The sequence below is a fragment of the Micromonospora okii genome (assembly GCF_020884795.1).
GTDB lineage: Bacteria > Actinomycetota > Actinomycetes > Mycobacteriales > Micromonosporaceae > Micromonospora > Micromonospora okii.
Genome location: NZ_BBZF01000015.1, coordinates 285,260 through 309,873, shown reverse-complemented (window position 1 = coordinate 309,873; position 24,614 = coordinate 285,260). Strand labels below are relative to the sequence as shown.

The 24,614-nt window shown below is 72.1% G+C and carries 22 protein-coding genes; 14 read left to right on the top strand and 8 right to left on the bottom strand.

The annotated features are described in order from the left end of the window. The first annotated feature begins 1 nt into the window (after nt 1). Nucleotides 2–862, top strand: a complete 861-nt coding sequence (locus tag LPU43_RS10890; RefSeq protein ID WP_229400154.1) for a hypothetical protein — start codon at nt 2–4, stop codon at nt 860–862. Nucleotides 863–874: 12 nt separating this feature from the next. On the opposite strand, the gene LPU43_RS10885 is transcribed toward LPU43_RS10890, so the two are convergent. Continuing rightward, entirely contained in the window at nt 875–1,828 is a 954-nt protein-coding gene (locus tag LPU43_RS10885) for an FAD-dependent oxidoreductase (RefSeq protein WP_229400153.1), read from the bottom strand. 110 nt (nt 1,829–1,938) lie between these two features. Here LPU43_RS10885 and LPU43_RS10880 point away from each other — a divergent pair, with 110 nt between their 5' ends. Further along, nucleotides 1,939–2,841 (top strand): LysR family transcriptional regulator, encoded by a 903-nt coding sequence (locus LPU43_RS10880; RefSeq protein ID WP_229400152.1) that lies wholly within the window; start codon nt 1,939–1,941, stop codon nt 2,839–2,841. A 247-nt stretch (nt 2,842–3,088) separates the two neighbouring features. Here the strand turns inward: LPU43_RS10880 and LPU43_RS10875 are convergent, their stop codons facing one another. Then, nucleotides 3,089–3,754, bottom strand: coding sequence for a hypothetical protein (locus LPU43_RS10875; protein ID WP_229400151.1), 666 nt, complete (start codon nt 3,752–3,754; stop codon nt 3,089–3,091). A gap of 179 nt (nt 3,755–3,933) precedes the next feature. Here LPU43_RS10875 and LPU43_RS10870 point away from each other — a divergent pair, with 179 nt between their 5' ends. The 5 genes from LPU43_RS10870 to LPU43_RS10850 all read left to right on the top strand — a co-directional run bounded on the left by LPU43_RS10870 (nt 3,934) and on the right by LPU43_RS10850 (nt 11,965). Further along, the gene (locus LPU43_RS10870) at nt 3,934–7,428 is read left to right on the top strand and encodes a DEAD/DEAH box helicase family protein (RefSeq protein WP_229400150.1); all 3,495 of its coding nucleotides are present in this window, start codon (nt 3,934–3,936) and stop codon (nt 7,426–7,428) included. Nucleotides 7,429–7,442: 14 nt separating this feature from the next. Further along, nucleotides 7,443–8,843, top strand: coding sequence for a restriction endonuclease subunit S (locus LPU43_RS10865; protein WP_229400149.1), 1,401 nt, complete (start codon nt 7,443–7,445; stop codon nt 8,841–8,843). Beyond that, entirely contained in the window at nt 8,840–10,339 is a 1,500-nt protein-coding gene (locus LPU43_RS10860) for a type I restriction-modification system subunit M (RefSeq protein ID WP_229400148.1), read from the top strand. Before LPU43_RS10865 ends, LPU43_RS10860 begins: the two co-directional genes overlap by 4 nt. Further along, nucleotides 10,332–11,570 (top strand): hypothetical protein, encoded by a 1,239-nt coding sequence (locus tag LPU43_RS10855; protein WP_229400147.1) that lies wholly within the window; start codon nt 10,332–10,334, stop codon nt 11,568–11,570. Before LPU43_RS10860 ends, LPU43_RS10855 begins: the two co-directional genes overlap by 8 nt. A 74-nt stretch (nt 11,571–11,644) precedes the next feature. Then, nucleotides 11,645–11,965, top strand: coding sequence for a helix-turn-helix domain-containing protein (locus tag LPU43_RS10850; protein ID WP_229400146.1), 321 nt, complete (start codon nt 11,645–11,647; stop codon nt 11,963–11,965). A gap of 207 nt (nt 11,966–12,172) precedes the next feature. On the opposite strand, the gene LPU43_RS10845 is transcribed toward LPU43_RS10850, so the two are convergent. Then, a complete protein-coding gene (locus tag LPU43_RS10845; RefSeq protein ID WP_229400145.1) occupies nt 12,173–12,388 on the bottom strand; it encodes a helix-turn-helix transcriptional regulator in 216 nt (71 codons plus the stop codon). A 79-nt stretch (nt 12,389–12,467) separates the two neighbouring features. Between LPU43_RS10845 and LPU43_RS10840 the strand changes: the two genes are divergently transcribed. From LPU43_RS10840 to LPU43_RS10820, 5 genes are all read left to right on the top strand, one after another. Beyond that, nucleotides 12,468–12,653: a hypothetical protein gene (locus LPU43_RS10840; protein WP_229400144.1), complete on the top strand. Its 186-nt coding sequence runs from the start codon at nt 12,468–12,470 to the stop codon at nt 12,651–12,653. After that, nucleotides 12,650–12,868 carry a hypothetical protein gene (locus LPU43_RS10835; protein WP_229400143.1) on the top strand — a complete coding sequence of 73 codons (219 nt, stop codon included), beginning with the start codon at nt 12,650–12,652 and terminating at the stop codon, nt 12,866–12,868. Before LPU43_RS10840 ends, LPU43_RS10835 begins: the two co-directional genes overlap by 4 nt. Then, on the top strand, nt 12,865–13,158 hold the full coding sequence (locus tag LPU43_RS10830) for a hypothetical protein (protein ID WP_229400142.1): 294 nt from the start codon (nt 12,865–12,867) through the stop codon (nt 13,156–13,158). The genes LPU43_RS10835 and LPU43_RS10830 overlap by 4 nt, the downstream gene beginning before the upstream one ends. Nucleotides 13,159–13,439: 281 nt before the next feature. Next, the gene (locus tag LPU43_RS10825) at nt 13,440–15,683 is read left to right on the top strand and encodes a M48 family metalloprotease (protein ID WP_229400141.1); all 2,244 of its coding nucleotides are present in this window, start codon (nt 13,440–13,442) and stop codon (nt 15,681–15,683) included. Nucleotides 15,684–15,697: 14 nt separating this feature from the next. Further along, nucleotides 15,698–16,198: an effector-associated constant component EACC1 gene (locus LPU43_RS10820; RefSeq protein ID WP_229400140.1), complete on the top strand. Its 501-nt coding sequence runs from the start codon at nt 15,698–15,700 to the stop codon at nt 16,196–16,198. Between the two features lie 86 nt (nt 16,199–16,284). On the opposite strand, the gene LPU43_RS10815 is transcribed toward LPU43_RS10820, so the two are convergent. The 4 genes from LPU43_RS10815 to LPU43_RS10800 all read right to left on the bottom strand — a co-directional run bounded on the left by LPU43_RS10815 (nt 16,285) and on the right by LPU43_RS10800 (nt 20,111). Continuing rightward, nucleotides 16,285–16,728, bottom strand: a complete 444-nt coding sequence (locus LPU43_RS10815) for a nitroreductase family deazaflavin-dependent oxidoreductase (RefSeq protein WP_229400139.1) — start codon at nt 16,726–16,728, stop codon at nt 16,285–16,287. 136 nt (nt 16,729–16,864) lie between these two features. Beyond that, nucleotides 16,865–17,737: an aldo/keto reductase gene (locus tag LPU43_RS10810; protein WP_229400138.1), complete on the bottom strand. Its 873-nt coding sequence runs from the start codon at nt 17,735–17,737 to the stop codon at nt 16,865–16,867. 117 nt (nt 17,738–17,854) lie between these two features. Beyond that, nucleotides 17,855–18,475 (bottom strand): hypothetical protein, encoded by a 621-nt coding sequence (locus LPU43_RS10805; protein ID WP_229400137.1) that lies wholly within the window; start codon nt 18,473–18,475, stop codon nt 17,855–17,857. Between the two features lie 10 nt (nt 18,476–18,485). Then, nucleotides 18,486–20,111, bottom strand: coding sequence for a GMC family oxidoreductase (locus tag LPU43_RS10800; protein ID WP_229400136.1), 1,626 nt, complete (start codon nt 20,109–20,111; stop codon nt 18,486–18,488). A 395-nt stretch (nt 20,112–20,506) separates the two neighbouring features. Between LPU43_RS10800 and pyk the strand changes: the two genes are divergently transcribed. After that, nucleotides 20,507–21,955: a pyruvate kinase gene (pyk, locus tag LPU43_RS10795; protein WP_229400135.1), complete on the top strand. Its 1,449-nt coding sequence runs from the start codon at nt 20,507–20,509 to the stop codon at nt 21,953–21,955. 8 nt (nt 21,956–21,963) lie between these two features. After that, nucleotides 21,964–22,833: an acyl-CoA thioesterase gene (locus LPU43_RS10790; protein WP_373321692.1), complete on the top strand. Its 870-nt coding sequence runs from the start codon at nt 21,964–21,966 to the stop codon at nt 22,831–22,833. Here the strand turns inward: LPU43_RS10790 and LPU43_RS10785 are convergent, their stop codons facing one another. Beyond that, nucleotides 22,834–24,600 (bottom strand): vWA domain-containing protein, encoded by a 1,767-nt coding sequence (locus LPU43_RS10785; protein WP_229400133.1) that lies wholly within the window; start codon nt 24,598–24,600, stop codon nt 22,834–22,836. Nucleotides 24,601–24,614 lie beyond the last annotated feature (14 nt).

Below are 24,614 nucleotides of genomic sequence, written 5' to 3'. Positions count from 1 at the left end.
CGTGTCCACCTTCGCCGAGTACGCCGCGCTGGCCCGGCAGCTCGCCGAGCAGCGCCGCGAGACCGACCAGGACGCCGCCGCCGAGGCCGCCCGCAAGCGCGCCCTGCACACCGCGCTCGACCAGCTCACCGGGCGACTCACCGCCCAGTCCCACCGCCTCGCCCAGCTCGGCCGGGCCATCAACCTGCCCGTCCCCGCGCTGACGACCCCCGCTGCCCCGACCCCCGCAGCCTCCGCGTCGACCGCCGCCGCCCCGACGGCTCCCGGGCCGACCGCCCCCGGGCCACCCATCCCCGGGTCGACCGTCGCCGGGCCGAACGTGGCGGCCCCGGCAGCCGCCGCCCCGGGGCGGCCGGGCGTCGGGCCGTACCCCTCGGGGGCCCCGGGCGGGGCGGTGGTGGCGCTGCCGGCGGCGGCCGGCGTGCCCGCGCCCCGCGCCGGGGATGTCGACCCGGCGGGTGAGCTGGCCGAGGCCCAGCGGCTCACCGACGAGACCGACCGCCTGGTGCAGGTCACCGAGGCCGTCGCCCGGCACCCGCCGCTGCTGCCCACCTGGTCGCCGTTGGCCCGGGCGCTGGCCGTGTACGCCGGCTGCGCGGTGGCCGGCGTGCTGCTGGCGCTGGTCATGCTGAGCGTCGGTGGCATCGCGGTCAACCCCGCGGCGCTCTACGCCGCCACCTGTGCCGGGCTTCCGGTGCTCTCCTTCGTCGCCGGGTACCTGGCCCTGGGCCGGTGGGGGCGGCCCGCGCTGGGCGCGGACGCGCCGCCGCCCCGGTTCGTCCCGCTCGGCTTCGTGACCTGCGGGCTCCTCCTGCCGCTGGCCCAGTGCGGTTACCTCGCGCTGTCCCGCCTGATGCCCTGACGCTCCACCCGGTCAGCCGTCCAGGGCGAGGCGGGCCACCTCGTCGGCGCAGCCCCAGGAGAGGGTGACGCCCGCGCCGCCGTGCCCGTAGGCGTGCACCAGCCGCCCCCCGCCCGGCCCCGGCCCGGCCTCGACCCGCGGCCCGCCGCGCCGGGCCGGCCGCAGCCCGACCCGCTCGCCGAGCACCGGCGCGCCGGCCAGCTCCGGCACCAGCGCCACGCACCGCCGCAGGATCGCCGCCGCCGCCTCCGGGTCGGGGGCGGTGCTCCACAACCCCTCCTCGTACGTGCCGCCGAGCACCACGTCGCGCCGGCGCGGGTGGACGTAGGTCATCCCCTCCGGGTTCTCCTCGTCCCGGTACGAGGTGGTCAGCCCCGGGTTCGCCACCAGCACCACACGCCCGCGCGCCGGGTGCACGGCCGGGTCGTCGGCGAGCCGGCCGGCGGCCAGCCCGGTCGCGTTGACCACGACCGGCGCGGCCTCGAACGCCTCGTCGAGCCGGTCCACCCGGCGGCGCAGCACCCGCCCGCCCCCGGCCCCGACCCGCTCCCGAAGCCACTCCAGGTACGGCGTCATCTCCACCGTCGGCGCGGTGAACCGCAGCAGCGCCGTGTACGGCGCCTCGGCCGGCTCGACCACCAGGTCCCCGGTCGCCCCCGCCCACCACGGCGGGCCGTCGACCGGGCGGCGCAGCAGCATCCGGGTGGGCCTGCGCACCGCCCCCGGCACGCCCCGCTCCGCCTGGCGGCCCAGCTCCGCGTAGGTCTCCCCGGCCCAGCGCAGCACCCGGGGGTCGGCGTCGGTGCGGGTCGGGTACCACACGGCCGCCGCCAACGTCGAGACGGTGTCCGCCGGCTCGTCCGCGGCCCACACCGTCACCCGCGCGCCCCGCTCCTGGAGTCGGACGGCGGCGGTCAGCCCGACCACCCCGCCGCCGACCACCACCACGTCCGTCGCGTCCGTCATCGCGTCCTCCCCTCGTCGCGTCCGTTGGCCCTGGATCTTGCCGGGATGCGCGGCGCGGCGTCCAAGACGGAAACGGCGGTCGACCATAAGCGGCGCTTATGATGGCGGCCATGTTGGACTCCGCTGGCCGGGACGGGTGGTGGGACCTGCGGCGGCTGCGCTACTTCGCGGTCTTCGCCGAGGAGCTGCACTTCACCCGGGCCGCCGACCGCCTGCACATCGCCCAGCCGGCGCTCAGCCAGCAGATCCGGGCCCTGGAACGCCAACTCGGCGTGCCGCTCGTGCACCGCGGCCGGCGGGGCTGCACGCTGACCGAGGTCGGCCAGCGGGTCGCCGCCGAGGCCACCCGGCTGCTCGCCGAGGTCGGGGCGGGCACCGAGCGCATCCGCGACCTGGTCCGGGGGCGCGGCGGGCGGCTGCGGCTGGCGTACACCCGATCGGCCCGGGGCGGCCGGACGGACGCCCTGGTGGCCCGCTTCCGCTCCGCCCACCCCGACGTGGAGGTGGCCTCCGAGACCGCCTGGACCGCGCGGAACGTCGCCGGCCTGCTCGCCGGCCGCCTCGACGCCGCGTTCGTCCGCACACCGGTCGACGAACCGGGCCTGACCTGCCGGTTCGTCGACTCCGAGGAACTGCTGCTGGCCGTCCCGGCGGGGCACCCCCTCGCCGCCGGGCGCCGCCGGATCAGCCGCCCCGAGGTGGTCGACCTCCCGGCGGTGATGTGGCCGCGCGAGAACGGCCCCGGCATGTTCGATCGCACCATCGCCCAGGTGTGGCCCGACGGCGGCTTCCGCCTCGTCCGCCACGAGCCCGACGACGAGCAACTGCTGCGGGCGGTGGCCGGGGGAGACGTGGTCGCGGCCGTCCCGGCGGGCCGCGCCCGCGCGCTGCGGGTCAAGGGGGTACGCCTACGCCGCTTCACCGACCCGGTGCCCACGGTGGACGTCCGGCTGGCGTGGCGGCGCGACACGACGAACCCGGTAGTCCACCACCTGATCGCCCTTCTCGACTGACGCCCGCGCCGTGGTGATATCCATGACGGCTCCCGCCGCCAAGCCCCGGTCCCGTGGCCCGCTGCCCGGCTCGCCGCAGCCGGGCGGTCGTCAGCGACCGAGTCCGTGGGCCGCCTGCGTGTGAGCGAGCGAGCCCTTGACCGACACCATGTCGCCGACATGGGGTGTTCCGTTGGCGGGTGAAGGCGCAATGTCGCCGACACCGAGTCGATCAAGGGCGGCCCCCGGGGCCGTGCTGCGGAGTCGATCACCCGCTGGCGCGCCCTGGGCGCTCGGCCTGGAGGAATGCCTCAAAATCCATCAGCATGTGCCCGTATGCACCCAGGCTGCTCGGGCTGACGAGATACAGGTCGTTCAGGCACCGCATCCAGAGCTTGTAGCCGGGGGGCACTTCCGCCGCTGCCTTCCGCGCCAGCCGCAGCTCGCTCAGTGACCGCCCGACGTACCCATGCTCGGCCGCCGTTCTGGCCGACCCGAACCGGTCGCTGGTGAAGCTGAACAGTGAGCGGAGGTGATCGGCGACGGTGCCCATCCGCTCCCGCAGGTTGTCGATCCGGGCCTCGTCCTCGTCCTCTTGGTCCTGGTCGGGGACGAAAGGAGGAAGCTCGTCAGCGGTCAGCGTGGGGACCGGCGGGTCGTTCCTGTCCTCGTCGGCGGGGTGCCCGTCGCGGACGGCGCAAAGTCTTGCCAAGCTGACCAGGTCACCGGCCACCTCCTCGTCCAGGAGGCCCTCGAGCTGATTGACGGCGCTCTCCACCCGCTCGAGGTCGTTCTCGGCGAGATGGTCGTCGAGCTCGTAGGCCAACTCGTCGATCTCTCCGCATGCTACGGCCAGGTTCTCGGCCAGGAACGCGATCTCATCTTCGAGCCGCTCCAACACCTCGTCCTCGGTGCTGGGAACGCTGTCCGGCATGGCTCTCCCCGTCTCCTGTCGGTCCCACGATGATCAAAAGAATCTTGGCCGATCGGTCGGCGACGACCACCGATGCCTGTCGTGAAGATCTGTCGGATAGCCGATACACGTGCGCTCGACAACATGTGTGGTGATCCATATCCTGTCGTGTTCACTGTCGACATTGGACGTGGAGCGTCGTGGATCCTGAAGAGTTGCGCCGCCTGGCGAAGCAGTCCGCCAACTTCGGCTTTCTGGCGCGGCACCCGCTGCTGCTCTGGTACGGCGCGGGCGCCGAGTCGCTCGTCTACGTCGACGCCCAGGCCGCCATGGTCAAGACCCGCAGCTTCGGCGAGGTGCTGGCCCGGGACCTGGTCCGGCGCACCGGGGCGAAGGCACAGAGCACCAACTTCGTGCACCAGGTGCAGGCGCTCGACGCCGATGGCACCCTCGTGCCGCACGTGTTCGCCGCCTTCGAGCGGCTGCGCAACGTCGGTAACGAGGCGGTGCACGGGCACCTCAGCGAGCTGCGCGCGGCGCTGGAGCTGCTGCGTACCTGCTTCGAGCTGGGCCTGTGGTTCCACCGCGCCACGACCGACGACCGCTCACCGATCGGCTTCGTGCCGCCCACCCCGCCGCCCGCCCAGGTCCCCGCCGCCATCGCGGCCGGCCTTCAGGCCGAGATCGACCGGTACAAGCGGGAACTCGCCGAGGCCAAGCTGCTGCTGGCGGGGAAGCCCTCCCTGGCCCAGGCCCAGGCCGAGGCCGCCCAAGCCGCCGAGGCGGCGGTACGGGCCGCCGACGCCGGTCGGACGGAGGCCGCCGCGCTGGTGGCCCGCCTGGAGCCGGCGGCCGAGGCGGCGCAGCGGGCATTCGACAGCGCGAAACCGGCGAAGGTTTCCGCCGCCGGGCGGGAGGCGTTCATCGCCCGCGCGCGCCGAGCCTCCCGGGAGCCGCTGAACGAGGCGCAGACCCGCGTCGAGATCGACCGCCAGCTCACCGCCGCCGGCTGGCTGGTGCAGGACCTCAACCGAATCGATCTGTTCGCCGGGCGGGGCGTCGCCGTGCGCGAGGTGACCCTGGCGACGGGCCGCGCCGACTACCTGCTCTACGTCGACCAGAAGCTCGTCGGCGTGATCGAGGCCAAGCGGGAGGGCACCGCCCCGCGCGGCGTGGAGGCGCAGCTCGACCGGTACCGCGCCGGGCTGACCCGCGCGCAGAAGCTGAGCGCCTGGCGGCGCGACGACGCGCTCCTTCCGTTCGGGTACGTCGCCACCGGCACCGAGACCGCCTTCGTCAACGGGCTCGACCCGTTCCCGCGTACCCGGGAGGTCTTCGCCTTCCACCGGCCGGAGACGCTCGCGCGGTGGATGCGGGAGGCGGACGACGACCCGGCCGCGCCCACCCTGCGCGCCCGGCTGCGCCGGATGCCGGAGCTGAAGCGGGCCGGCCTGCGCGACGCGCAGGCCGATGCCATCGAGGGCCTGGAGCAATCGCTCGCCGAGGACCGGCCGCGCGCTCTCGTGCAGATGGCCACGGGCGCGGGAAAGACGTTCACGGCGGTGACGGCCAGCTACCGGCTGCTCAAGCACGCCCGCGCCCGCCGCGTCCTCTTCCTGGTCGACCGGAACAACCTGGGCAAGCAGACCCTCCGCGAGTACGCCGGCTACCAGACGCCGGACGACGGCCGGAAGTTCACCGAGCTGTACGCCGTCGACCGGCTCACCGGGGCCGGGATGCTCGACTCGTCCAACGTGGTGATCTCCACGATCCAGCGGCTGTACGGGGCGCTGCGCGGCGCGGAGCTGCCCGACCCCGACGCCGACGACCAGAGGTACGACAGCTACGACCTGGACGCCCCGGCCGAGGTCGGCTACAACCCGCAGCTCCCGCCGGAGACGTTCGACCTGATCGTAGTGGACGAGTGCCACCGCTCGATCTACGGCAAGTGGCGGGCGGTGATCGAGTACTTCGACGCGTTCGTGGTCGGGCTGACCGCCACGCCCGTCGCGCAGACCCTCGGCTTCTTCGGCCAGAACCTCGTCTCGGAGTACACCTATGAGCAGGCGGTCGCCGACGGCGTCAACGTCGACTTCGACGTGTACCGGATCAAGACCGAGATCACCGAGTCCGGCGGAACCATCGAGCCCGGCACCGTCGTGCCGCGCCGGGACCGCCGCACCCGCGCCGAGCGCTACGAGGAGCTGGAGGACGACTTTACGTACGGCGGCAGCCAGGTCGGCCGGTCGGTAATCTCCAAGGGGCAGCTCAAGCTCGTGCTGGATACCTTCCGCAAGCGCCTCTTCACCGAGATCTTCCCGGGCCGCTCCACCGTGCCGAAGACGCTGATCTTCGCCTGCGACGACAACCACGCCGAGGAGATCGTGGCGATGGTCCGCGACGTCTTCGGGCGCGGCAACGACTTCGCCAAGAAGATCACCTACTCGTCGCGCCGGGACGGCGACAACCCCGACGCCCTCATCCAGGCGTTTCGCAACAGCCCCGAGCTGCGGATCGCGGTGACCGTCGACATGATCGCCACCGGCACGGACGTCAAGCCCCTGGAGTGCGTCTTCTTCCTCCGTCCGGTGCGCAGCGGCACCTACTTCGAGCAGATGAAGGGGCGCGGGGCTCGCACCATCGACCCGGCCGACTTCCAGGCCGTCACCCCCGACGCGCAGGTCAAGGACCGCTTCGTGATCGTGGACGCGGTCGGTGTCACCGAGGCCGACCTGGACGCGGCGTCGCCGCTGCAACACCACTCCGAGAAGCAGGTCTCGCTGCGCGACCTGCTCCGCAAGGCCGGCACGCTCACCGCCGACGCGGACGAGGTGGCCACCCTCGCGTCCCGGCTGGCCCGGCTCGACCGCCAGCTCACCGACCCCGAGCGCGCCGAGCTGGCCGAGCTGGGCGGCCAGTCGCTGCGGGCGATCGTGCGCGGCATGGTCGACGCGGTCGCCCCCGAGCGCCTCCACCCGGCCAACCAGTCCGGACCGGAGGCCGTACGGGATCTGCTGGCGGGCGCGCTGCGCCCGCTCGCCGCGAACCTGCCGCTGCGCGACCGCATCCTGGAGATCCGGCGCTCGCACGACATCACGATCGACGAGGTCAACGTCGACCAGCTCGTCTCGGCGGCCGGCGTGCCGCCCGAGGAACGCGCGCGGGTGATCGTGCGGAGCTGGCGCGATTACCTGGAGCAGCACCGCGACGAGATCGCCGTGTTGCAGGTCTTCTACGAGAGCCGCGGCCGGATCAGCTACGACCAGCTCAGGGAGTTGGCCGCCCGTATCGGCCGGCCCCCGCAGGCGTGGACGCCGGAGTCGCTGTGGAAGGCATACGTCCTGCTCGGACGGACCTCGGCGCAGCCAGGCCCGCGCGGGGTGACCGACCTGGTTTCCCTCATCCGGTACGAACTGGGGCTTGACCAGGAGCTTCATCCATACCGGACGTCCGTTGAGGAGCGCTTCCGTGGGTGGCTGCTGCGGCAGGAGCAGGCGGGGGCTACCTTCACTGCCGACCAGGTGTGGTGGCTGGAGAGGATTAAGAACGTGATAGCGGTCAGCGTGGAGATCACCCCCGACGACCTGGAGGGCGCGCCGTTCACGGAACGTGGCGGCATCGACGGGTACGCGAACACGTTCGGCGACCGCGGCGAGCCACTACTGGACGAGCTGAACCGGGAGCTGCCGGCGTGACGCTTACTCTAAGTGTGCAGGAAATCGTGGACGAGGCTGAGTCCCGCCTCAATCCCGGGCTGCTATCGAAACACGAGTCCTGGGAGCGCGTTCGCCTGGGTGATATCGCCAACGTCCAAAACGGTGCTGCTTTTTCGTCGAGGCACTTCAACCAAGATGGAGAAGGTCTGCCGCTGATTAGAATTCGTGATGTGGGCAAGGCTGAATCGGGTACCTACTATGCTGGCGGTTACGAGTCGTGCTATCTGGTCTATCCGGGCCACATTCTCATCGGGATGGACGGCGATTTCCGCGTGGCGATATGGAAGGGTCCCCGAGGCTTATTAAATCAGCGTGTCTGCAGATTGTCTGTCCGCAATCCCGAGCTCTATAGCGCACGTTTCCTGGTTCTCGTGTTGCAAGGTTATTTAGATGCAATTCGAGATAAAACTTCTTCAGTGACGGTCAAGCATCTGTCGTCGCGTACGGTTGAAGATATTCCTCTGCCGCTTCCGCCGCTCTCTGAGCAGTGCCGCATCGTCGCTGAGCTCGATGACCACCTTTCGCGAGCCAGCGCTGCTGTTCAGGGACTCCGTGCTGCTCGCATGAGGGGCGGTTCTTTGGCACATCGCCTGCGGGATCAACTCCTTGAGGCTTCGTGGGTTCCGAGGTTGCCTCTGAAGTCGTTATTGGCTGAGCGGCTCATTAATGGCCGTTCTGTACCGACGCGTGTCGGAGGTTTTCCCGTCCTCCGGCTGACCGCCTTGCATGACGGCGGCATTGATCTGACAAAACAAAAATCAGGTGATTGGGATGATGTTCAGGCTGCGCCGTTCCTTGTCCGGCAAGGGGATTTCTTGGTAAGTCGTGGAAATGGCTCCCTGCGCTTGGTCGGCCGTGGTGGTTTGGTTGGTGATGTGTTAAGTCCAGTCGCATTTCCTGACACTTTGATTCGCGTTCGCCCGGATGTTCTTAAGATTCGGCCTGATTATTTGTCGCTTGCCTGGAGCTCATCCTTCGTGAGGCGGCAAATTGAAAATATGGCCCGGACGACTGCTGGGATATATAAGATTAATCAGCGAATGTTGGAAGGGGTGGTGCTCCCTGTGCCTAATTTGATTGAGCAGGATGCGGTCCTTGCGCGGTGGACTGCCGTTGCTTCTGGATTGACCTACTCGGGCGAGATGCTTGGACTCCTAATCGAGCGTGGAGTCCGCCTGCAACGGAGCCTTCTCATTGAGGCGTTTGCGGGGAGGCTCGTGCCGCAGGACCCAGACGACGAGCCGGCGTCGGAGTTGCTGGCCCGGATCAAGGCCCAACGGGCGGCCAGCGTCCCGCAGCAGCGGGGGCGCTCTCGGCGTACCGCGAAGGAACTGTCGGCTCCGCCGACCAGCGTGACCGGCGACGACTACCAGCAGGAGGCTTTGCGGCTGTGAGCACTGTGGATTCGCGCCGGCTGGTGCAGAAGCTCTGGAACTACTGCGATGTGCTCCGCGACGACGGCGTCTCGACCATCGACTACGTGGAGCAGTTGACCTATCTGCTGTTCCTCAAGATGGCCGACGAGCGGGCCAACCGGAGGCTTCGGCCGGAGCAGATCGTGCCGGACGAGCTGAGCTGGCAAACCCTGCTCGACGCCGAGGGTGACGCACTGGAGGTGCAGTACCGGCACATCCTCACCGGGCTGGCCCGCGAGGGTGGCACCCTCGGCACCATCTTCCGCAAGGCGCAGAACAAAATCCAGGACCCGGCGAAGCTCAAGCGGCTGATCGTGGACCTGATCGACAAGGAGAAGTGGTCGAGCGCCGGAGTCGACGTCAAGGGCGACGCCTATGAGGAACTGCTGGCCAAGGGTGCCGAGGACGCGAAGTCCGGCGCGGGGCAATACTTCACCCCGCGCGCCCTGACCGCCGCGATGGTCGACTGCATGCTGCCCACCCCCGACGACACGATCACCGACCCGGCCTGCGGCACGGGCGGCTTCCTTCTGGCGGCCTTCGAGCACATACAGCGTGAGCACGGCGACGCGCTCACGCCGGACCAGCGGAGGCGGCTCGCCAACGGAGCGATCACCGGCACGGAGCTGGTCGACGGCACGGCGCGCCTGGCAGCCATGAACATGCTGCTGCACGGCATCGGCACCCCGAACGGCCCATCGCTCATCACCGTGGGAGACGCGCTCGGCCGGGAGCCGAGTCAGCGGGTCAGCCTAGTCCTCGCCAACCCGCCGTTCGGGCGCAGCTCCTCGATCAGGATGGTGGGGAAGGACGGCAAGGCCACGCGGGAGGAGCGCGAGATCGAGCGCCCGGACTTCTGGGCGACCACCGCCAACAAGCAGCTCAACTTCGTCCAGCACATCGCCTCGTTGCTGGAGATCGACGGGCGGGCGGCGGTCGTCCTGCCGGACAACGTGCTCTTCGAGGGCGGCGCGGGCGAGGCGATCCGCCGCCGGCTGCTCAAGCAGTATGACCTGCACACCATGCTGCGCCTGCCCACCGGCATCTTCTACGCGGGCGGCGTGAAGGCCAACGTGCTGTTCTTCGAGCGCAAGCGCGCCCGCGAGGAGCCGTGGACCCAAAAGCTCTGGGTGTACGACTTCCGCACGAACCAGCACTTCACACTCAAGCAGAACCCGCTGCGCCGCGAGCACCTCCAGGACTTCGTGGACTGCTACCTGCCGGGCGAGGACCGGTCGAAGCGGGAGGAGACTGAGCGGTTCAAGGCGTTCACGTACGACGAGCTAATTGTCCGCGACAAGGTGAACCTCGACATCACCTGGCTCAAGGACGCCTCCCTGGAGGACGCCGACGCGCTGCTCCCACCGGAGGTCATCGCGCAGGAGATCGTCGAGGACCTTCAGGCGGCGCTGCGTGAGTTTGCCGCCATCGCCGAAGCCCTCGGAGCCCCTGTGCCAGGAGCCGATAGTGAATAACGAGGTTCAGCTCATCAGCGACGGCGATGGGCTGGCGGTCATCGGCGATCCGATGGCTGTCGAACTCTTCCTCGTCTCTGAGGGGCTGCCGGCGAAGGACCTCGGACTGCAAAGGCTCCGGCCTGCTCTCGGCGCGGGAGCTGCGGTCGCACAAGCAGCTTCCGAGGTTGCCGCCAACTCGGGCCGCTGGGTAAAGCTGACCAAGGAGTCCGCGGAGCGGGTTCAAAAATTTGGGCTGATGCCGAGCAAGACCCCCGGTGTCAGTCATGCGATGGTGGGGCAGCCGGGCTCGATCAAGTCATGGCTCCAAATCGCGAAGGTGCCCGGACCGATCGCGGGTAACCCGGCGATTCTGGCTGGTGCTGCGGGGATCATGGCGCAGGTTGCGATGCAACAGGCCATGGAGGAGATCACCGACTATCTCGCCAGAATCGAGGAGAAGGTCGACGATGTGCTCCGCGCCCAGAAGGACGCTGTGCTGGCCCGCATGGGCGGAGTGGGCCTCGTCATCGAGGAGGTCATGACCGTCCGCGAGGCGAAGAAGGGGCGGGTCGACGAGGTCACATGGTCGAAGGTGCAGGGCGCCCCGACGACGATCGCAGACACCCAGGCGTACGCGTTGCGTCAGCTCGACGCACTCGCGGAGAAGTTGGAGCGCAAGACCGGGATCGGTGATCTCGCCAAGGCGGCCAAGGAGGCAGAGTCCACGGCACGCGAGTGGCTCGCTGTTCTGGCCCGCTGCTTCCAGTTGCAAGACGCGGTCGCCGTGCTTGAACTCGACCGGGTGCTGGACATGTCTCCGGACGAGTTGGACGGGCACCGCCTCGGGCTGAAGACGGCCCGGAAGAACCGGCTGGAACTTATCTCGCGGTGCACCGAACGCCTGATGGCCCGTATGGATGCGGCTGCCGGCAAGGCCAACGCCGAGGTGCTGATGCATCCGTTCGATGCCCCGGCCGTCGTGCAGTCGAGCAACCTGATCTCGGCCGCCATCGTCGACTTCCACGGGCGGGTCGGAATCGAGCGCGCTCAACAGTCGCCGGAGGCGAGGCGATGGACGGAGGCGGCGATGGAAGTGAGGGACAAGGCGATCGAGACAGGAGCAGAGGGCGTCGAAGCCGCCATGCGCTTCGGCAACGTGACCCTCGACCTGGCCAAAACGGCGACGGGCAAGCTCTCCAGCCTGATCGCCGAGCAAGCGCTCCGTCTGCGCGGGGACAACGAAAAATGAGCGGATGCCGACCGTCGGCCTCGTGGGCTCATGCTGGGTGGCGAAACACCGCTAAAGGAAAGGAGCCGCCAGTCATGAGCAGCAGTCACATGCGTTGGAAGGACATCCGCGCCGAGCATGTCGAACGAGCCGGCGGCGAACAGGCTGTCGAGGCTGGCAAGCAGGAACTGCTCGCCAGCGTGGTCGGGCACCGTCTCGCCGAGTTGCGCCGCGCCCGCGGCCTGACTCAGCAGCAGGTCGCCGACCGGATGGGCGTTACCAAGGGTCGCGTCTCTCAAATCGAGCAGGGCAAGGTCTCCGGACGGGATGTCCTCGCCCGCTACGCTGCCGCGCTCGGTGGGCGCCTCCACCAAGCGATCTATTTTGACGACGGCGACATCGCCGCTATCGCGTAGCACTTGCGGATCTGAGTCGCCGCATGCGCGCGTCGACGGGATTGCGGGCCCGGCGCGGTGCACCTGCCGGGCGAAGGGCGATGAGTACGACGGGCTCGACCGCGAAGGCCATGTCCCGACCTGGGCGATGCGGATGATGCCGACCGGGCCGATCGCCCGGAGCGCGACAGCCGCTGTCGAAGCACGGTTGTCGGGGGAGCCGTAGACCTACTCGGGGGAGTCGTCCTCGGTCGGGCGGGGTGGGCGGTGCTCCTTGATCCACGCCTCGATGTCCTCGGCCAGCCACACCTTCATGCCGCGTAGCTCCTGGTAGGGCTTCGGGAAGGTGGGATGCCGGGTGAGCTGCTGGAACCGCTGCCGCGAGACACCCAGGCGCTCTGCGATCTCGTAGGGCCCCATCAGCAGCCCCTGGCCACGCTCCATGAACCCCAACGTAGTTGAATGCCTACTGTTCGATCGGCTATTGCCAACTGACCACTTTGGGAGCGCGCATCGTGGCCCCATGCGGCGAAGAGTGTCCTTCAAGGAATACCTGCTCGTCACCGCGATGACGCTGGCCGGGCGGCACCGGCCGGTGTGGTCGTGGGGCAAGTGGCGGTACGTCTGCAGGTGCGGGAGCGAGCTGCCCTGCCGGCACCGGCACAGAATCCCGATCAGTCGGGGCCACTGGCCGGGGGAGGAGGGGTGACGGAGCACGGCCCCGTCCTGCCCATCTGGATCTGCGCCGGCTGCTCCGCCCCCTGGCCCTGCTCCGCCCGCCGAGCGGAGCTGCGCGCCGAGTACGCCTCCGCGCCGATCGCCCTGGCGGGCCTCATGCGGTCGTACCTCGCCGCCGCCAGTCGGGACATGAGCTGGGCCCCGGCCGCGACCCTGCGCCGTCGCTTCCTCGGCTGGCTGCCGTGACCGACCTGCGGGCGGGGACGCTGTTGCACGTGACCCGGGCGGCGAGCGTCCAGTTTCTCCGGCCGATCTTCTTCCGGCTGATCCGCGTGCACACCGACTGGCACACGTACCACGGCTGGGTCTGGCTCGACGGGTACGAGGTCGACGCCCGGGGCGAGGCGGTGGCCCGCCGGTCGATCTTCGTGCGACCGGACGGGCTGCGGGTGCTGGCCCCCTCCGCGCTGACCCTGCCCCGCCGGCCGTCCGGACGGCCGAGACGACCGGCCGGTAAGCCCACCCCGAATCCGTAGGAGACGCAAAGAACCGGGTCTGATGGTGCCCATGGAACTTCCACGATTCGCGTTTGTCCTCTTCACGTCAGTCGCGACGTGCGGCCCGAAAGGCTGTTGGCGAGATCCATTCAGGGCGGGTAATGTCCTCCCGCATCGAATCCCGGGAACGGGACCGACGCCATTCATCACGCCTACGCCATTTCCTCAAGACGGTCGGCCCCGCCGCCCGTCCGATCCGCCGTGCCCAGAGCCGTACGATTCGCCACCCTCCCCGGTGGCGGCTGATTCGAGGAGCCGCCGTGCGCGACCCGGACCACGACCCCCAGATCGGACCCGCCGCCACCGACATACCCGCCACCACCGACACACCCGCCGGCCCCGAGCCGGCCGCCCCGCCCGGCGACCGGTCCCGCCTCGGGCAGAGCTTCGCCAACCGTCCGCTCGGCTATCCGAGCGCCCTCGTCTGGCTGCGCGCCGGCGTCCTGCGCGACTGGCGCGGGGTGCTCGGCGCGTTCCTGGCCACCTGGTTCTACGTACCCGTCGCCCTGCTCATGGCGGTCTGGGGCGGCATCAGTCTCGCCGCCTACGGCCTGGTCGCCGGCGGCAGCCAGGCCGGCGACGCGGTGCCGGAGGCGCTGCGGGACGCGCCGCTGGTGGGCACGCTGCTCGACGCCTTCATCGACCGCTCCGGCGGGGTGCTCGGCGGCTTCGCCGGCTTCGCGATCGGCTTCCTGCTCGGCTTCCTGGTGGTGCTGGTCTACCCGTGGCGAGCCGCGTTCGACGAGCCGGCGAACCTGTTCACCGGCCTCGCCGGGATGGTGGTGGCCGCCGCGCTGATCGGCGTGCTCTACACCCTCTACCGGCTCCTGTGGGAGCCGTGGCTGCTGACCGTCTCGGGGGCCCGCCGGCTCAGCCGCCGCGAGGCCGAACGGCTCCGACCCATCCTGTACGACTGCGCGCGCGCCCTCGACCTGCCCAACGTGCCCCGGCTGCTCATCGAGGACGGCCCGATGCCCACCAACGCCCGCGCGTACGCCCGGCACGTGGTGGTGAACACCAGCCTGCTCGCCGAGTCCGACGAGGACGTCGCGGCGCTGCTCAGCCACGAGCTGGTGCACTGGCGCACCGGCGACGAGGTGACCAGCGCGTTCGTGCGCGGGGTGGCGCTGCCGCTGGTGCTGGTGCACGCGGTGCCGACGTGGCTGATGCGGGCCTTCCCGCACCCGGCCACCAACTTCGTGGTGTTCCTCTTCTTCTGGCCCGTGCTGCTCACCATGAAGTACGCGGTGCTGCCGCTGCACTCCCGCGACGTGCGGGCCGCCGAGTACCGCGCCGACGCCGGCGCCGTGCTCGCCGGGCACGCCCGGGGGATGCGGGACATGCTGGAGCGGGACAGGTCCTTCGAGGTCGGCCGCAGCGGCTGGGACGCGGCGGTCTGCGCCACCCACCCCGCCTCGGAGCTGCGGCTGGAACGGCTGGAGCTGCTGACCGCGCCGGTCGGCGAGGGTGCGCCGGGGCGCGCCCCGGTGACCGCCGAGGGTCTCTTCCGGGGGCCGGGAACGGTCGCCTCCCCGCGCGCCGTGCTGGTGGCCGGCGTGCTCGCGCTGGCCTGCGGCCTCGGCGGCACCCTGCTCGGGGTGACGCAGTGGGCGCTGTTCCGGCCGGCGGAGGCGGTCGACGGGTACTTCGCGGCGCTGGCCGACCGCGACGCCCGCGAGGCCGTGGAGCTGCTGAGCCCGGCGGCGCGCCCCGCCGCCGGGGACGTGGACCGGCTCGCCGCGCTGGTCCGTGGGAAGGGCTACCAGCCGCCCGGCGACGTGGACGTGACCTCGATCGAGCGCGACGGCGACGAGGCGGTCGCCAGGGTCACCTTCACCCTCGCCGGCCAGGAGGTGAAGGCCGACCTGCCGCTGCGGCGGGAGGAGTCGGCGACCCTCGGCCTCTTCCACCGCTGGCGGATCACCGCCGGCCCGGCCGCGCTGGGAATCCTCGCCGGGCAGGAGGGGCTGACGATCAACGGGGTGGCCGTGGCGGCGGCCCCGGAGGGAACGGGGGAGAGCGTGCCGCTGCTGCCCGGCCTCTACACGGTGGGCGGGCAGAGCAACGCGCTCGCCGAGACCCCGGCGCAGACCGTCGCCGTCCTCCCCGGGCAGGACAGCGTGGGCGACGTGCGGCTGGAGCCGACCCTGACGTCCGCCGCGCGGGCGGCGGCCGAGGCGGAGGTGCGCCGGTACCTCGACGCGTGCGCGGCGCAGAAGGTGGCCGCCCCGGCCGGGTGCCCCTTCCGCTACTACAACGGCGACACGGTGAAGAAGATCGCCTGGAAGATCACCACGTACCCGGACATCGAGCTGGAGCTGACCGGGCCCGCCACGGCCCGGGTGTCGACGTCGTACGAGAAGCAGGGGGCGCTTCAGGCGACCGGCACCACGACCGGCTACTTCGGCGGCACCACCCCGTTCACGGTCAACGACACCTTCACGGTCGGCGGCGTCCTGACGGTGGCCGACGGCCGGATCACGTTCCAGCCCGGCGACGAGTGAAGGAGAGCAACCACGTGACCGAGACCTCGACCGGGGCGCGGCAGCCGGTGCGGCTGGTGCTGACACCGCGCGCCGCCGCGCCTGTCCGGGTGCCGCTGCTGGCCTGGCTCCACCAGCGCCCGGAGCTGCGCGCGTCGGTGCGGGAGGCGGGCGGCGGTCGCAGCGGCGGCCGGCCCGGGTTCAGCGACGCGGTGATCATCGCGGTGGTGGCCCAGGCGCTGCTGCCGGGGCTGTTCAACCTGCTCCAGAGCTGGGTCGACCAGCAGCGCACCGAGGTCAGCGTCCGCGTGCAGGCGGGCGACGTCGAGGTGGAGTTGCAGGTCAACGGCCGCACGGACGCCACCGCGCTGATCGACCAGGCCAACCGGGCGTTCCGGCGGGCGGCGGAGGACGCCACCCGCACCGGCCGCCCGCTGCCGCCCGGGGAGGACGGCGACGGGGCGCTGCCGCCGGGGGAGGACCCCGACCGGGCGCTCCCGCCGGCCGCCGAGGGCGACGCCGGCCCTGCGGCCTGAGGGGCCGGCCCCAGCGCGCTCACATGTCGGTGGCATGGGGACATCCCCGTCGCGGGATCACCCCCGTGCCACCGGCCTGGAGGCGATCACGCGCGCTCGACCACCACGACGGGGATCTCCCGGGCGGTCTTCCGCTGGTACTCGGCGTACGGGGGAAAGACCTTCGTCATCAGCTCCCAGAGCCGGGCCCGCTCCTGCCCGGAGGCCGTCCGGGCCCGGCCCCGGAACCGCTCGGCGCCGATCTGGATCTCCACCTCCGGGTCGGCGCTGAGGTTCAGGTACCAGTTCGGGTGCGCCGCCGCGCCCCCGTTGGACGCGACCAGCAGCACCCGGTCGCCGTCCCGGCCGTAGATCAGCGCGGTCCGCCGCAGCTTGCCGGAGCGGCGGCCCCGCGTGGTGACCAGGAGCGCGTCGTAGCCGTTGAACTCGGCCCCCTCCGCCCCGTCGGTCGCCAGGTAGCGCCGGACGTGCTCGGCCACCCAGCCGACCGGGCTCTCCTCGATCGACTCGTCTGCACCCGGTGCGGCCATCCCGTCGCCTCCTCGCCCTCGCGGGGCGCCCCCTGCGCCCCACCCACGGCAGGCTAGCGACCCCGCCCCCGCCCGTGGGCCCCGTCGAGCCGCCGCGAGGGGGCGGGTCGCCCCGGCCCGCCCGCCCGGACCGCGCTCAGGCGGCCCTCGCGAGCGCCTCGTACTCGTCGTCGGTGAGCCGCACCTCGGCGGCGGCGACGTTCTCCTCCAGGTGCGCCACCGACGACGTACCCGGGATGGGGAGCACGACCGGCGAGCGCCGCAGCAGCCAGGCGAGCGCGAGCTGCGCGGGCGTCGCGCCGTGCTCGGTGGAGATCGCGTCCAGCGGGCCGCCCGGCTTCGCCAGGTTGCCCGTGGCGATCGGGAACCACGGGATGAACGCCAGGTCGTTGCGCTCGCAGTGCTCCAGCACGGCCTCGGCGCTGCGGTCGGCGAGGTTGTAGAGGTTCTGCACCGACGCGATCGGCACGATCTCGCGGGCCGCCTCGATCTGCTCCACGGTCACCTCGGAGAGCCCGATGTGCCGGATCTTGCCCTCCTGCCGCAGCAGCGCCAGCTCGCCGAGCTGGTCGGCCAGCGGCACCTGGGGGTCGATGCGGTGCAACTGGTACAGCGCAATGGCGTCCAGGCCGAGGTGGCGCAGGCTCAGCTCGCACTGCTGGCGCAGGTACTCCGGCCGGCCGACCGGCCGCCAGTCGCCCGGGCCCGAGCGGGTCAGCCCGACCTTGGTCGCGATGACCAGGTCGTCGGCGTACGGGTGCAGCGCCTCCCTGATCAGCAGCTCCGACACGAACGGCCCGTACGAGTCGGCGGTGTCGATGAACGTCACCCCCAGCTCGTACGCCCGACGCAGCACCCGCACCGCCTCGGCCGGGTCCTTCGGGTCGCCCCACACGCCCGGCCCGGTGAGCTGCATCGCCCCGTAGCCGAGCCGGTCCACCTGGAGGTCACCGCCGATCCGGTACGTCCCGGACGCCTTCGCGGGCCGCCCGCCAGCGTCGTTGCCCATCAGCCGAACTCCCATCCCTGCGCGTCGCGGGCGGCGGAGCCGCCGCCCCACCGTGCCTTTCCCCCGGATCGCCACCCGCAACGTCCGCCGGCCCCGGCTGTGGCCGGGGACACCGGGTCAGGGCCGCACGTGCAGGGGCGCGTGGTCGAGGTGGGCGGCCCGGAACGGCCGGGTCAGCGGGCACGGGTCCACGCCCAGCGCGGCGAGGATCTCGGCGTGCTGGCACTCGGCGAACAGCCGGGGCGCGTCGTCGAGCGGCACCTCGCCACGCAGCGCCGCCCCGAGGCGGTGCGGGTCGACCTCGCCCACGCCCAGCGCCGCGAACGCCGCCGGGTCGGCCCCGGACGGGCCGGGCGGCGGCAGCGGGCCGTCCACCGGGTGCAGCGTGCCGTCGAAGCCGGCCCAGAACTCGTTGTCGTCGTCGTCCCAGTACTGCGTGACCCAGGAGCGGTCGGAGACGTACTGGTGCGCCGGCTCGCCCGCGACGTAGACGGTGGCCGACATGACGTCGGAGTCGAACACCTCGAAGGTCGCCGCCGGCTCGCCCGTCGCCACGCTGATCAGCTCGGCGAGGCTGTCGACCTCGGCGTAGCCGATCTCGTCCTCCTCGCGCGGCACGACCGCCCACCGCTCCGGCCCGACCGCCGTCACGTACGCCTCCCGGCCGGCGTCCGCCACCGCCGCGCGCACGGTGGCCAGCTCGCCGAGGGCCAGGATGCTCTGGTAGCTCGTTCCCATCCCGGGGACGCTACGCCGCCCGTCCGACACCGCGCGGCTGCGCCGCCCGGCCCAGGATCAGGTCGGCCGCCCGCCAGGCCAGCGCCATCACCGGGGCGTTGAGGTAGCCGGAGACCAGCACCGGCAGCACGGAGGCGTCCGCCACCCGCAGCCCGTGCACCCCGCGCACCCGCAGCGCGGGGTCGACCACGTGGTCGTCGCCGGAGCCCATCGCGGCGGTGCCGACCGCGTGGTAGCCGCAGTAGCCCAGCTCCAGCGCCGCCTCCACGAGCTCCCGCTCGCCGCGCACGTCCGGGCCGGGCACGGTCTCGGCGGCGATCCGCCCGGCGATCGGCGCGGTGGCGAAGAGCTCCCGCAGCCGGCGGAAGGCGTCCACGGCGACCCGCCGGTCGTGGGCGGTGTCGAGGTAGTTGGCGACGATCCGGGGCGGGGCGAGCGGGTCGGCGGAGGTGATCGCCAGGCTGCCCTCGCTGTCCGGCCGGGTCACCGTGCACAGCCCCATCATTCCCGGCTCCGTCTCCAGCTCCAGTGCCCGGCCGGGCCTCGGCGGCGCCGCCGAGAAGGGCGCGACCAGCAACTGGGCGTCGGGGCGCTCGGCGTCGGGGGTGGAGCGGATGTGCGCGCCGACGTCGTGCACCGGCAGGCTCAGCGGGCCGCACCGGGTCAGCGCGTACCGCAGCGCCGCCAGCCCCTGCCCGACCAGGCTGCCCAGCATGTGGTTGTAGCCGCCGGGCCGCCGCAGCCGGAACTGCGCCCGCATCGACCGGTGCTCGCGCAGCCCGCGTCCGACGCGGGGGCGGTCGAGCAGCACGTCGACGCCGGCCCGGCGCAGCGTGTCGGCGGGCCCGATGCCGGAGAGCTGCAACAGGTGCGGGGTGGCGATGGCCCCGGCGGCGAGGACGACCTCGGCCGCGGCGGCGTAGTCGACCGTGCGCCCCCGGCTGCGGGCCCGCACCCCGATCGCCCGGCCCGCCCGGACGAGGACCCGCCGCACCACCGTGTCCACGGCGACGGTCAGGTTGGGTCGGCTCCGCACCGGGTGCAGGAACGCGTCGGCGGCGCTGACCCGGCGGCCGTCCCGGATGGTCGCCGTGAGGTAGCCGATGCGCTCGTCGTCGTCGGCGTTCAGGTCGTCGGCCCGCCGCCAGCCCAGCGCCTCCCCGGCGGCGATCACGTCCTCGCAGAGCTCGTCGGTGCCGGTCGCCGACGACAGCAGCAGCGGCCCGCCCGCGCCGCGCACCTCGGAGGCGCCCAGCGGGTGGTCCTCCAGCCGCTTGAAGATCGGCAGCATGGTGTCCCACCCCCAGCCGGGGTTGCCGAGTCGCTCCAGCTCGTCGTAGTCGACCCGGTCGCCCCGGCCGTAGACCATGCCGTTGATCGAGCTGGACCCACCGACCATCCGGCCGCGCTGCCACACCTCCCGCCGGGTCGGCCCCGCCTCCGCCGGGTAGTGCCAGGCGGTGCGCCGGTCGTCCATCAGCCTGCTGAACCCCTTGGGGATGCGGACGAACGGGCTGTTGTCCCAGCCGCCCGCCTCGATCAGCAGCACCCGGGTGCCCGGGTCCTCGCTGAGCCGGTTGGCCAGCACGCAGCCGGCCGCGCCCGCGCCCACGACGACGTAGTCGAACTCCTCCACGCAACCCCCGATCGACGGGTGTGAGAATCCCTCAGAAGGTAGTGGTCCGGTCACCCAGGGGGAAGGGGCGGGTGGCCCTTCGCGTCCGCCGGCTCACGGCGCGTGGTCGCGCGCCGGGCGGGACCGCAGGGGGTGTCGTCATCGTGACGGCGGTCGCCGGCCGGCCGCTGCTACCGTCGTCCGTGGGGGGCGGGGAGCGCGCCCACGGGGGGTGACGCCGGGCGGTACGATTCCGGGCGCGCGGTCGCCGATGCCCGCCCACAACGACGACTCCGGACGACGATTCCGGTGCGGTCGCACCCGCCGCCGGCGCGGGCGCGGCGCGTCGTCGGACAACAGTTCCGCAGTTCGTAAGGGGTCGGCCAGCAGCGCGACCCGGAGGAGAGACTAGCCTGATGGGCGTGACACGCCGCGCGAAGATCGTCTGCACCCTTGGCCCCGCCACCTCGTCCCCGGAGCGCATCCGGGGGCTCGTCGAGGCCGGCATGAACGTGGCGAGGCTCAACTTCAGCCACGGCAGCCACACCGACCACGAGGCGGTCTACCGGCTGGTCCGCGAGGCATCCGACGCCGCCGGCCAGCCGGTGGCCGTGCTCGCCGACCTCCAGGGCCCGAAGATCCGGCTCGGCCGCTTCGCCGACGGGCCGCACGAGTGGCGCACCGGCGACTCCGTGGTGATCACCGGCGACGAGGTCGTCGGCACGAAGGAGCGCGTCTCCTGCACCTACCGCAAGCTCCCGCAGGAGGTCAAGGCCGGTGACCGGCTGCTCATCGACGACGGCCGGGTGGCCGTCGAGGTGAGCGACGTGGTCGGCAACGACATCCGCTGCCTCGTCACCGAGGGCGGCCCGGTCTCCAACAACAAGGGCGTCTCGCTGCCCAACGTGGCGGTCAGCGTCCCCGCCCTGTCGGAGAAGGATGCCGAGGACCTGCGCTTCGCCCTCGGCCTGGGCGCCGACATGATCGCGCTCTCCTTCGTCCGCTCGGCGGAGGACATCAAGCTCGTCCACGCGATCATGGACGAGGTGGGCGTGCGCCGGCCCGTGCTGGCGAAGGTGGAGAAGCCGGAGGCGGTCGACCACCTGGAGGCCATCGTGCTGGCCTTCGACGGCGTCATGGTCGCCCGCGGCGACCTCGGCGTCGAGCTGCCGCTGGACCAGGTGCCCCTGGTGCAGAAGCGCGCCGTGCAGCTCTGCCGGGAGAACGCCAAGCCGGTCATCGTGGCCACCCAGATGCTCGACTCCATGATCGAGAATTCGCGGCCGACCCGCGCCGAGGCCTCCGACGTGGCCAACGCGGTGCTCGACGGCGCGGACGCGGTGATGCTCTCGGGCGAGACCAGCGTCGGCAAGTACCCGGTGCTCACCGTCAGCACGATGGCGAAGATCGTCACCACCACCGAGGCCGGCTCCATCGGCGTGCCCCGGTTGCAGCACGACCCGCGCACCCACGGCGGCGCGCTGACCATCGCCGCCTCGTCGATCGCCCGCGCCATCGGCGCGAAGGCGATGGTGGCCTTCTCGCAGACCGGCGACACCGTCCGGCGGCTGAGCCGGCTGCACTGCGACCTGCCGCTGCTGGCCTTCACCCCGGTGCCCGAGGTGCGCAGCCAGCTCGCCCTCTCCTGGGGCGTGGAGACCTTCCTCATGCCGTTCGTCGAGCACACCGACGAGATGTTCCGCCAGGTCGACCAGGCGCTGCTCGGCCTCGACCGGGCCAACCCCGGCGACTACGTGGTGATCGTGGCCGGCAGCCCGCCCGGCACCCCCGGCTCCACCAACACCCTGCGCGTGCACCAGCTCGGCTCACTGGTGGACGCGGCGTCGGCGCGGGCGCTGCAGTGAGCGACGAGGTGGCCGTCGGCCAGGCGGCCGTCGACCAGTTGCTCGGCGTCCTCGACCTCGAACACCTCGGTGGGACGACCTTCCGGGGGATCAGCCCCCCGGTCGGTCCCCAGCGGGTGTACGGCGGCCAGGTCGCCGGCCAGGCCCTGGTCGCCGCCGGGCGCACCGTCGACCCGGAGCGGTTCGTCCACTCGCTGCACGGCTACTTCGTCCGCCCCGGCGACGCCTCCGAGCCGATCCACTACGAGGTCGAGAACGTCCGCGACGGGCGCTCGTTCTCCGTGCGTCGCGCGGTGGCCCTGCAACACGACAAGCCGATCTTCTTCATGTCGGCGTCGTTCCAGCGCGCGGAGGAGGGGCTGGACCACCACGCCCCCCTCCCGCCGGACGTGCCCGGCCCGGACGACGTACCCACCATGGCCGACCGGTTGGCCCGCTACCCGGAGCGGCTGGGCATCTGGGGGCAGGTCCCCCGCCCGATCGACGTGCGCTACGTCGGCGAGCCCGGCTGGGTGCGCCCCGGCGACCGCCCCGCCGAGCCGCACCAGCGGGTCTGGATGCGCTTCGACGGCAAGCTCCCCGACGACCCGCTGCTGCACGCCTGCGCCCTCACCTACGCCTCCGACCTGACCCTGCTCGACTCGGTCCTGTCGGTGCACGGCGAGGTGTGGGGGCCCGGCGGCGTCGTCGGCGCGAGCCTCGACCACGCGCTGTGGTTCCACCGCCCGTTCCGCGCCGACGAGTGGTTCCTCTACGACTGCTGGAGCCCGTCCGCCTCCGGCGCGCGCGGGCTGGCCACCGGCCGGATGTTCACCACCGACGGCCGGCACGTCGCCAGCGCCGTGCAGGAGGGCCTGCTGCGCCGGGTCGGCGACTGATCAGAAGCTGCTGACCAGCTTCACGAACGCCTCGTCGATCGTCGCCGGGTCCGTGGCGTCGAACGCCTTGCCGGCGCTGGCCCTGGCGATCCGGTCCAGGGCGGCGAGGTCGGACTCCTGGTCGAAGGCGACGCAGAAGACCTTCACCGGCCGCCGGGGGTCCAGGGCGATGTCGTCGAGCAGCCGCCCCAGGTCGCGGTCCTTCGGGTAGTCGTTCTTGCCGTCGGTGAGCACCACGACCGCGTTGATCCGGTCCGGGTCGTAGTTGTCGAGCAGGTGCCGGTGAGCGGCCCGGACCGTCGCGTACAGGGCGGTGTCGCCCGCCACGCGCAGCCCGGTGAGCTTGCGCCGGAAGACCGCCCGGTCGTACGGCCCGAGCGGCACCTCCTCGCTGTACGGCCGGCCCGGCCGCTGCGGCGTCTCCGAGGAGAACGACCACAGCGCCACCCGGTCGGCGGAGTTGAGCAGGCCGACGCCCTTGTCGGCGGCGGTGGTCGCCACCTGGAACCGGGTCCGGCCGCCCACGGCGGCCCGCATCGAGCCGGAGGTGTCCACGGCGAGCAGGATGTTCGCCTTCTTGCGCAGCGTGCCCCACCCGGCGAGGATCGCGTCGACCACCTCCGGGGCGGGCGGGTCGAAGTAGACGGCCTCCCCACCGGAGTCGCCCCCCACCGCGGCGACCAGCGCGTCCGAGGGCCGACGCTCGTGGTCGCGGAAGCCGATCTCGGCGAAGGCGCGCTGCTGCGGGGCCTCCTGGAGGAAGGTGAGAAAGTCCTGCGCGGCCTCGCGCTGCCCGGCGTCGGCCGAGGGCAGCACCACGTACGGGTGGTCGAGGTTGAACGTGCCCTCCTTCGGGCGCACCGCGACCAGCGGCACCCGGGGCTTCACGCCCGGGGTGGGGCTGAGCTGCCCCTGGTTGTACTGGTAGACCAGCTCCTCCTGGACCACGACCGCGCTCATGTCGGTGCCCCGGGCGTCGCCGTCGCCGCCCAGGTCCGCCTCGGCGAGGTCGCGCAGCAGGTCCACCGAGTCGTCGCTGTAGTGCGACACGTTCGCCTCGATGCGGCGGACGAACTGCGTCACCGCCGGCCTGGCGAGGTCCTCGGTGACCAGGTCGCTGGAGCGCCGCACGGCCGCGTAGTAGGTGGCGACCGTCGCCGCGAGCCCCGAGGTGGACAGGTTCGGGTTGTCCTTGCCGAAGGTGAACCGGCCCCACTCGGGCCGGCCGAACGCCGCCCAGCCCGCGTCCCCGGAGAGCCCGAGGATCTCCGCCCAGCCGAGCGGGCCGCGCCCGCGCACCAGCTCAGCCTTGTCCTTCGGCATGGCGATGACCAGCGGGCTGTTGGCGATCGACCGGTACGGCCCGGGGGTCTGCGCCGGCCGCCCGACCTGCTCGTCGAGCAGGCGCAGCCGCCCCGTCCACAGCGACGACGTCGGCAGCCACACCTGCGGCGCCGGGGTCGTCGGCTGCAGGCCGGCCCAGCTCCCCGAGGCCAGCGCCTCCATCGCCTCGCCCGAGTTCAGCCCGTGCACGCTCACCTGGGCGCAGCGCCCGCCGAAGCGCCGGTCGGCGGCGTTGTACCGCGCGGCGAGCTGCCCGAGGAGGACGTCCTTCTCGGTCGAGGAGCTGACCTCCAGCGGCACGCAGCCGGAGCGGTCCGCGCCCGGTCGCACGATCACGTACGCCGCGGCGATGACCGCGAGCCCGGCGACCACGGCCGCCGTGTACGGCAGCCACGGCCGGGCGGAAGTCTGACCGGTGCCCATCGGGTTCCTCCTGT

Coding starts and splice junctions, on each gene's coding strand:
- LPU43_RS10845 (WP_229400145.1), bottom strand. CDS start 12,388: ATGGAGCGTGGCCAGGGGCTGCTGATGGGGCCCTACGAGATCGCAGAG.
- LPU43_RS10815 (WP_229400139.1), bottom strand. CDS start 16,728: ATGGCCGCACCGGGTGCAGACGAGTCGATCGAGGAGAGCCCGGTCGGC.
- LPU43_RS10805 (WP_229400137.1), bottom strand. CDS start 18,475: ATGGGAACGAGCTACCAGAGCATCCTGGCCCTCGGCGAGCTGGCCACC.
- LPU43_RS10880 (WP_229400152.1), top strand. CDS start 1,939: ATGTTGGACTCCGCTGGCCGGGACGGGTGGTGGGACCTGCGGCGGCTG.
- LPU43_RS10850 (WP_229400146.1), top strand. CDS start 11,645: ATGAGCAGCAGTCACATGCGTTGGAAGGACATCCGCGCCGAGCATGTC.
- LPU43_RS10785 (WP_229400133.1), bottom strand. CDS start 24,600: ATGGGCACCGGTCAGACTTCCGCCCGGCCGTGGCTGCCGTACACGGCG.
- LPU43_RS10885 (WP_229400153.1), bottom strand. CDS start 1,828: ATGACGGACGCGACGGACGTGGTGGTGGTCGGCGGCGGGGTGGTCGGG.
- LPU43_RS10875 (WP_229400151.1), bottom strand. CDS start 3,754: ATGCCGGACAGCGTTCCCAGCACCGAGGACGAGGTGTTGGAGCGGCTC.
- LPU43_RS10840 (WP_229400144.1), top strand. CDS start 12,468: ATGCGGCGAAGAGTGTCCTTCAAGGAATACCTGCTCGTCACCGCGATG.
- pyk (WP_229400135.1), top strand. CDS start 20,507: ATGGGCGTGACACGCCGCGCGAAGATCGTCTGCACCCTTGGCCCCGCC.
- LPU43_RS10810 (WP_229400138.1), bottom strand. CDS start 17,737: ATGGGCAACGACGCTGGCGGGCGGCCCGCGAAGGCGTCCGGGACGTAC.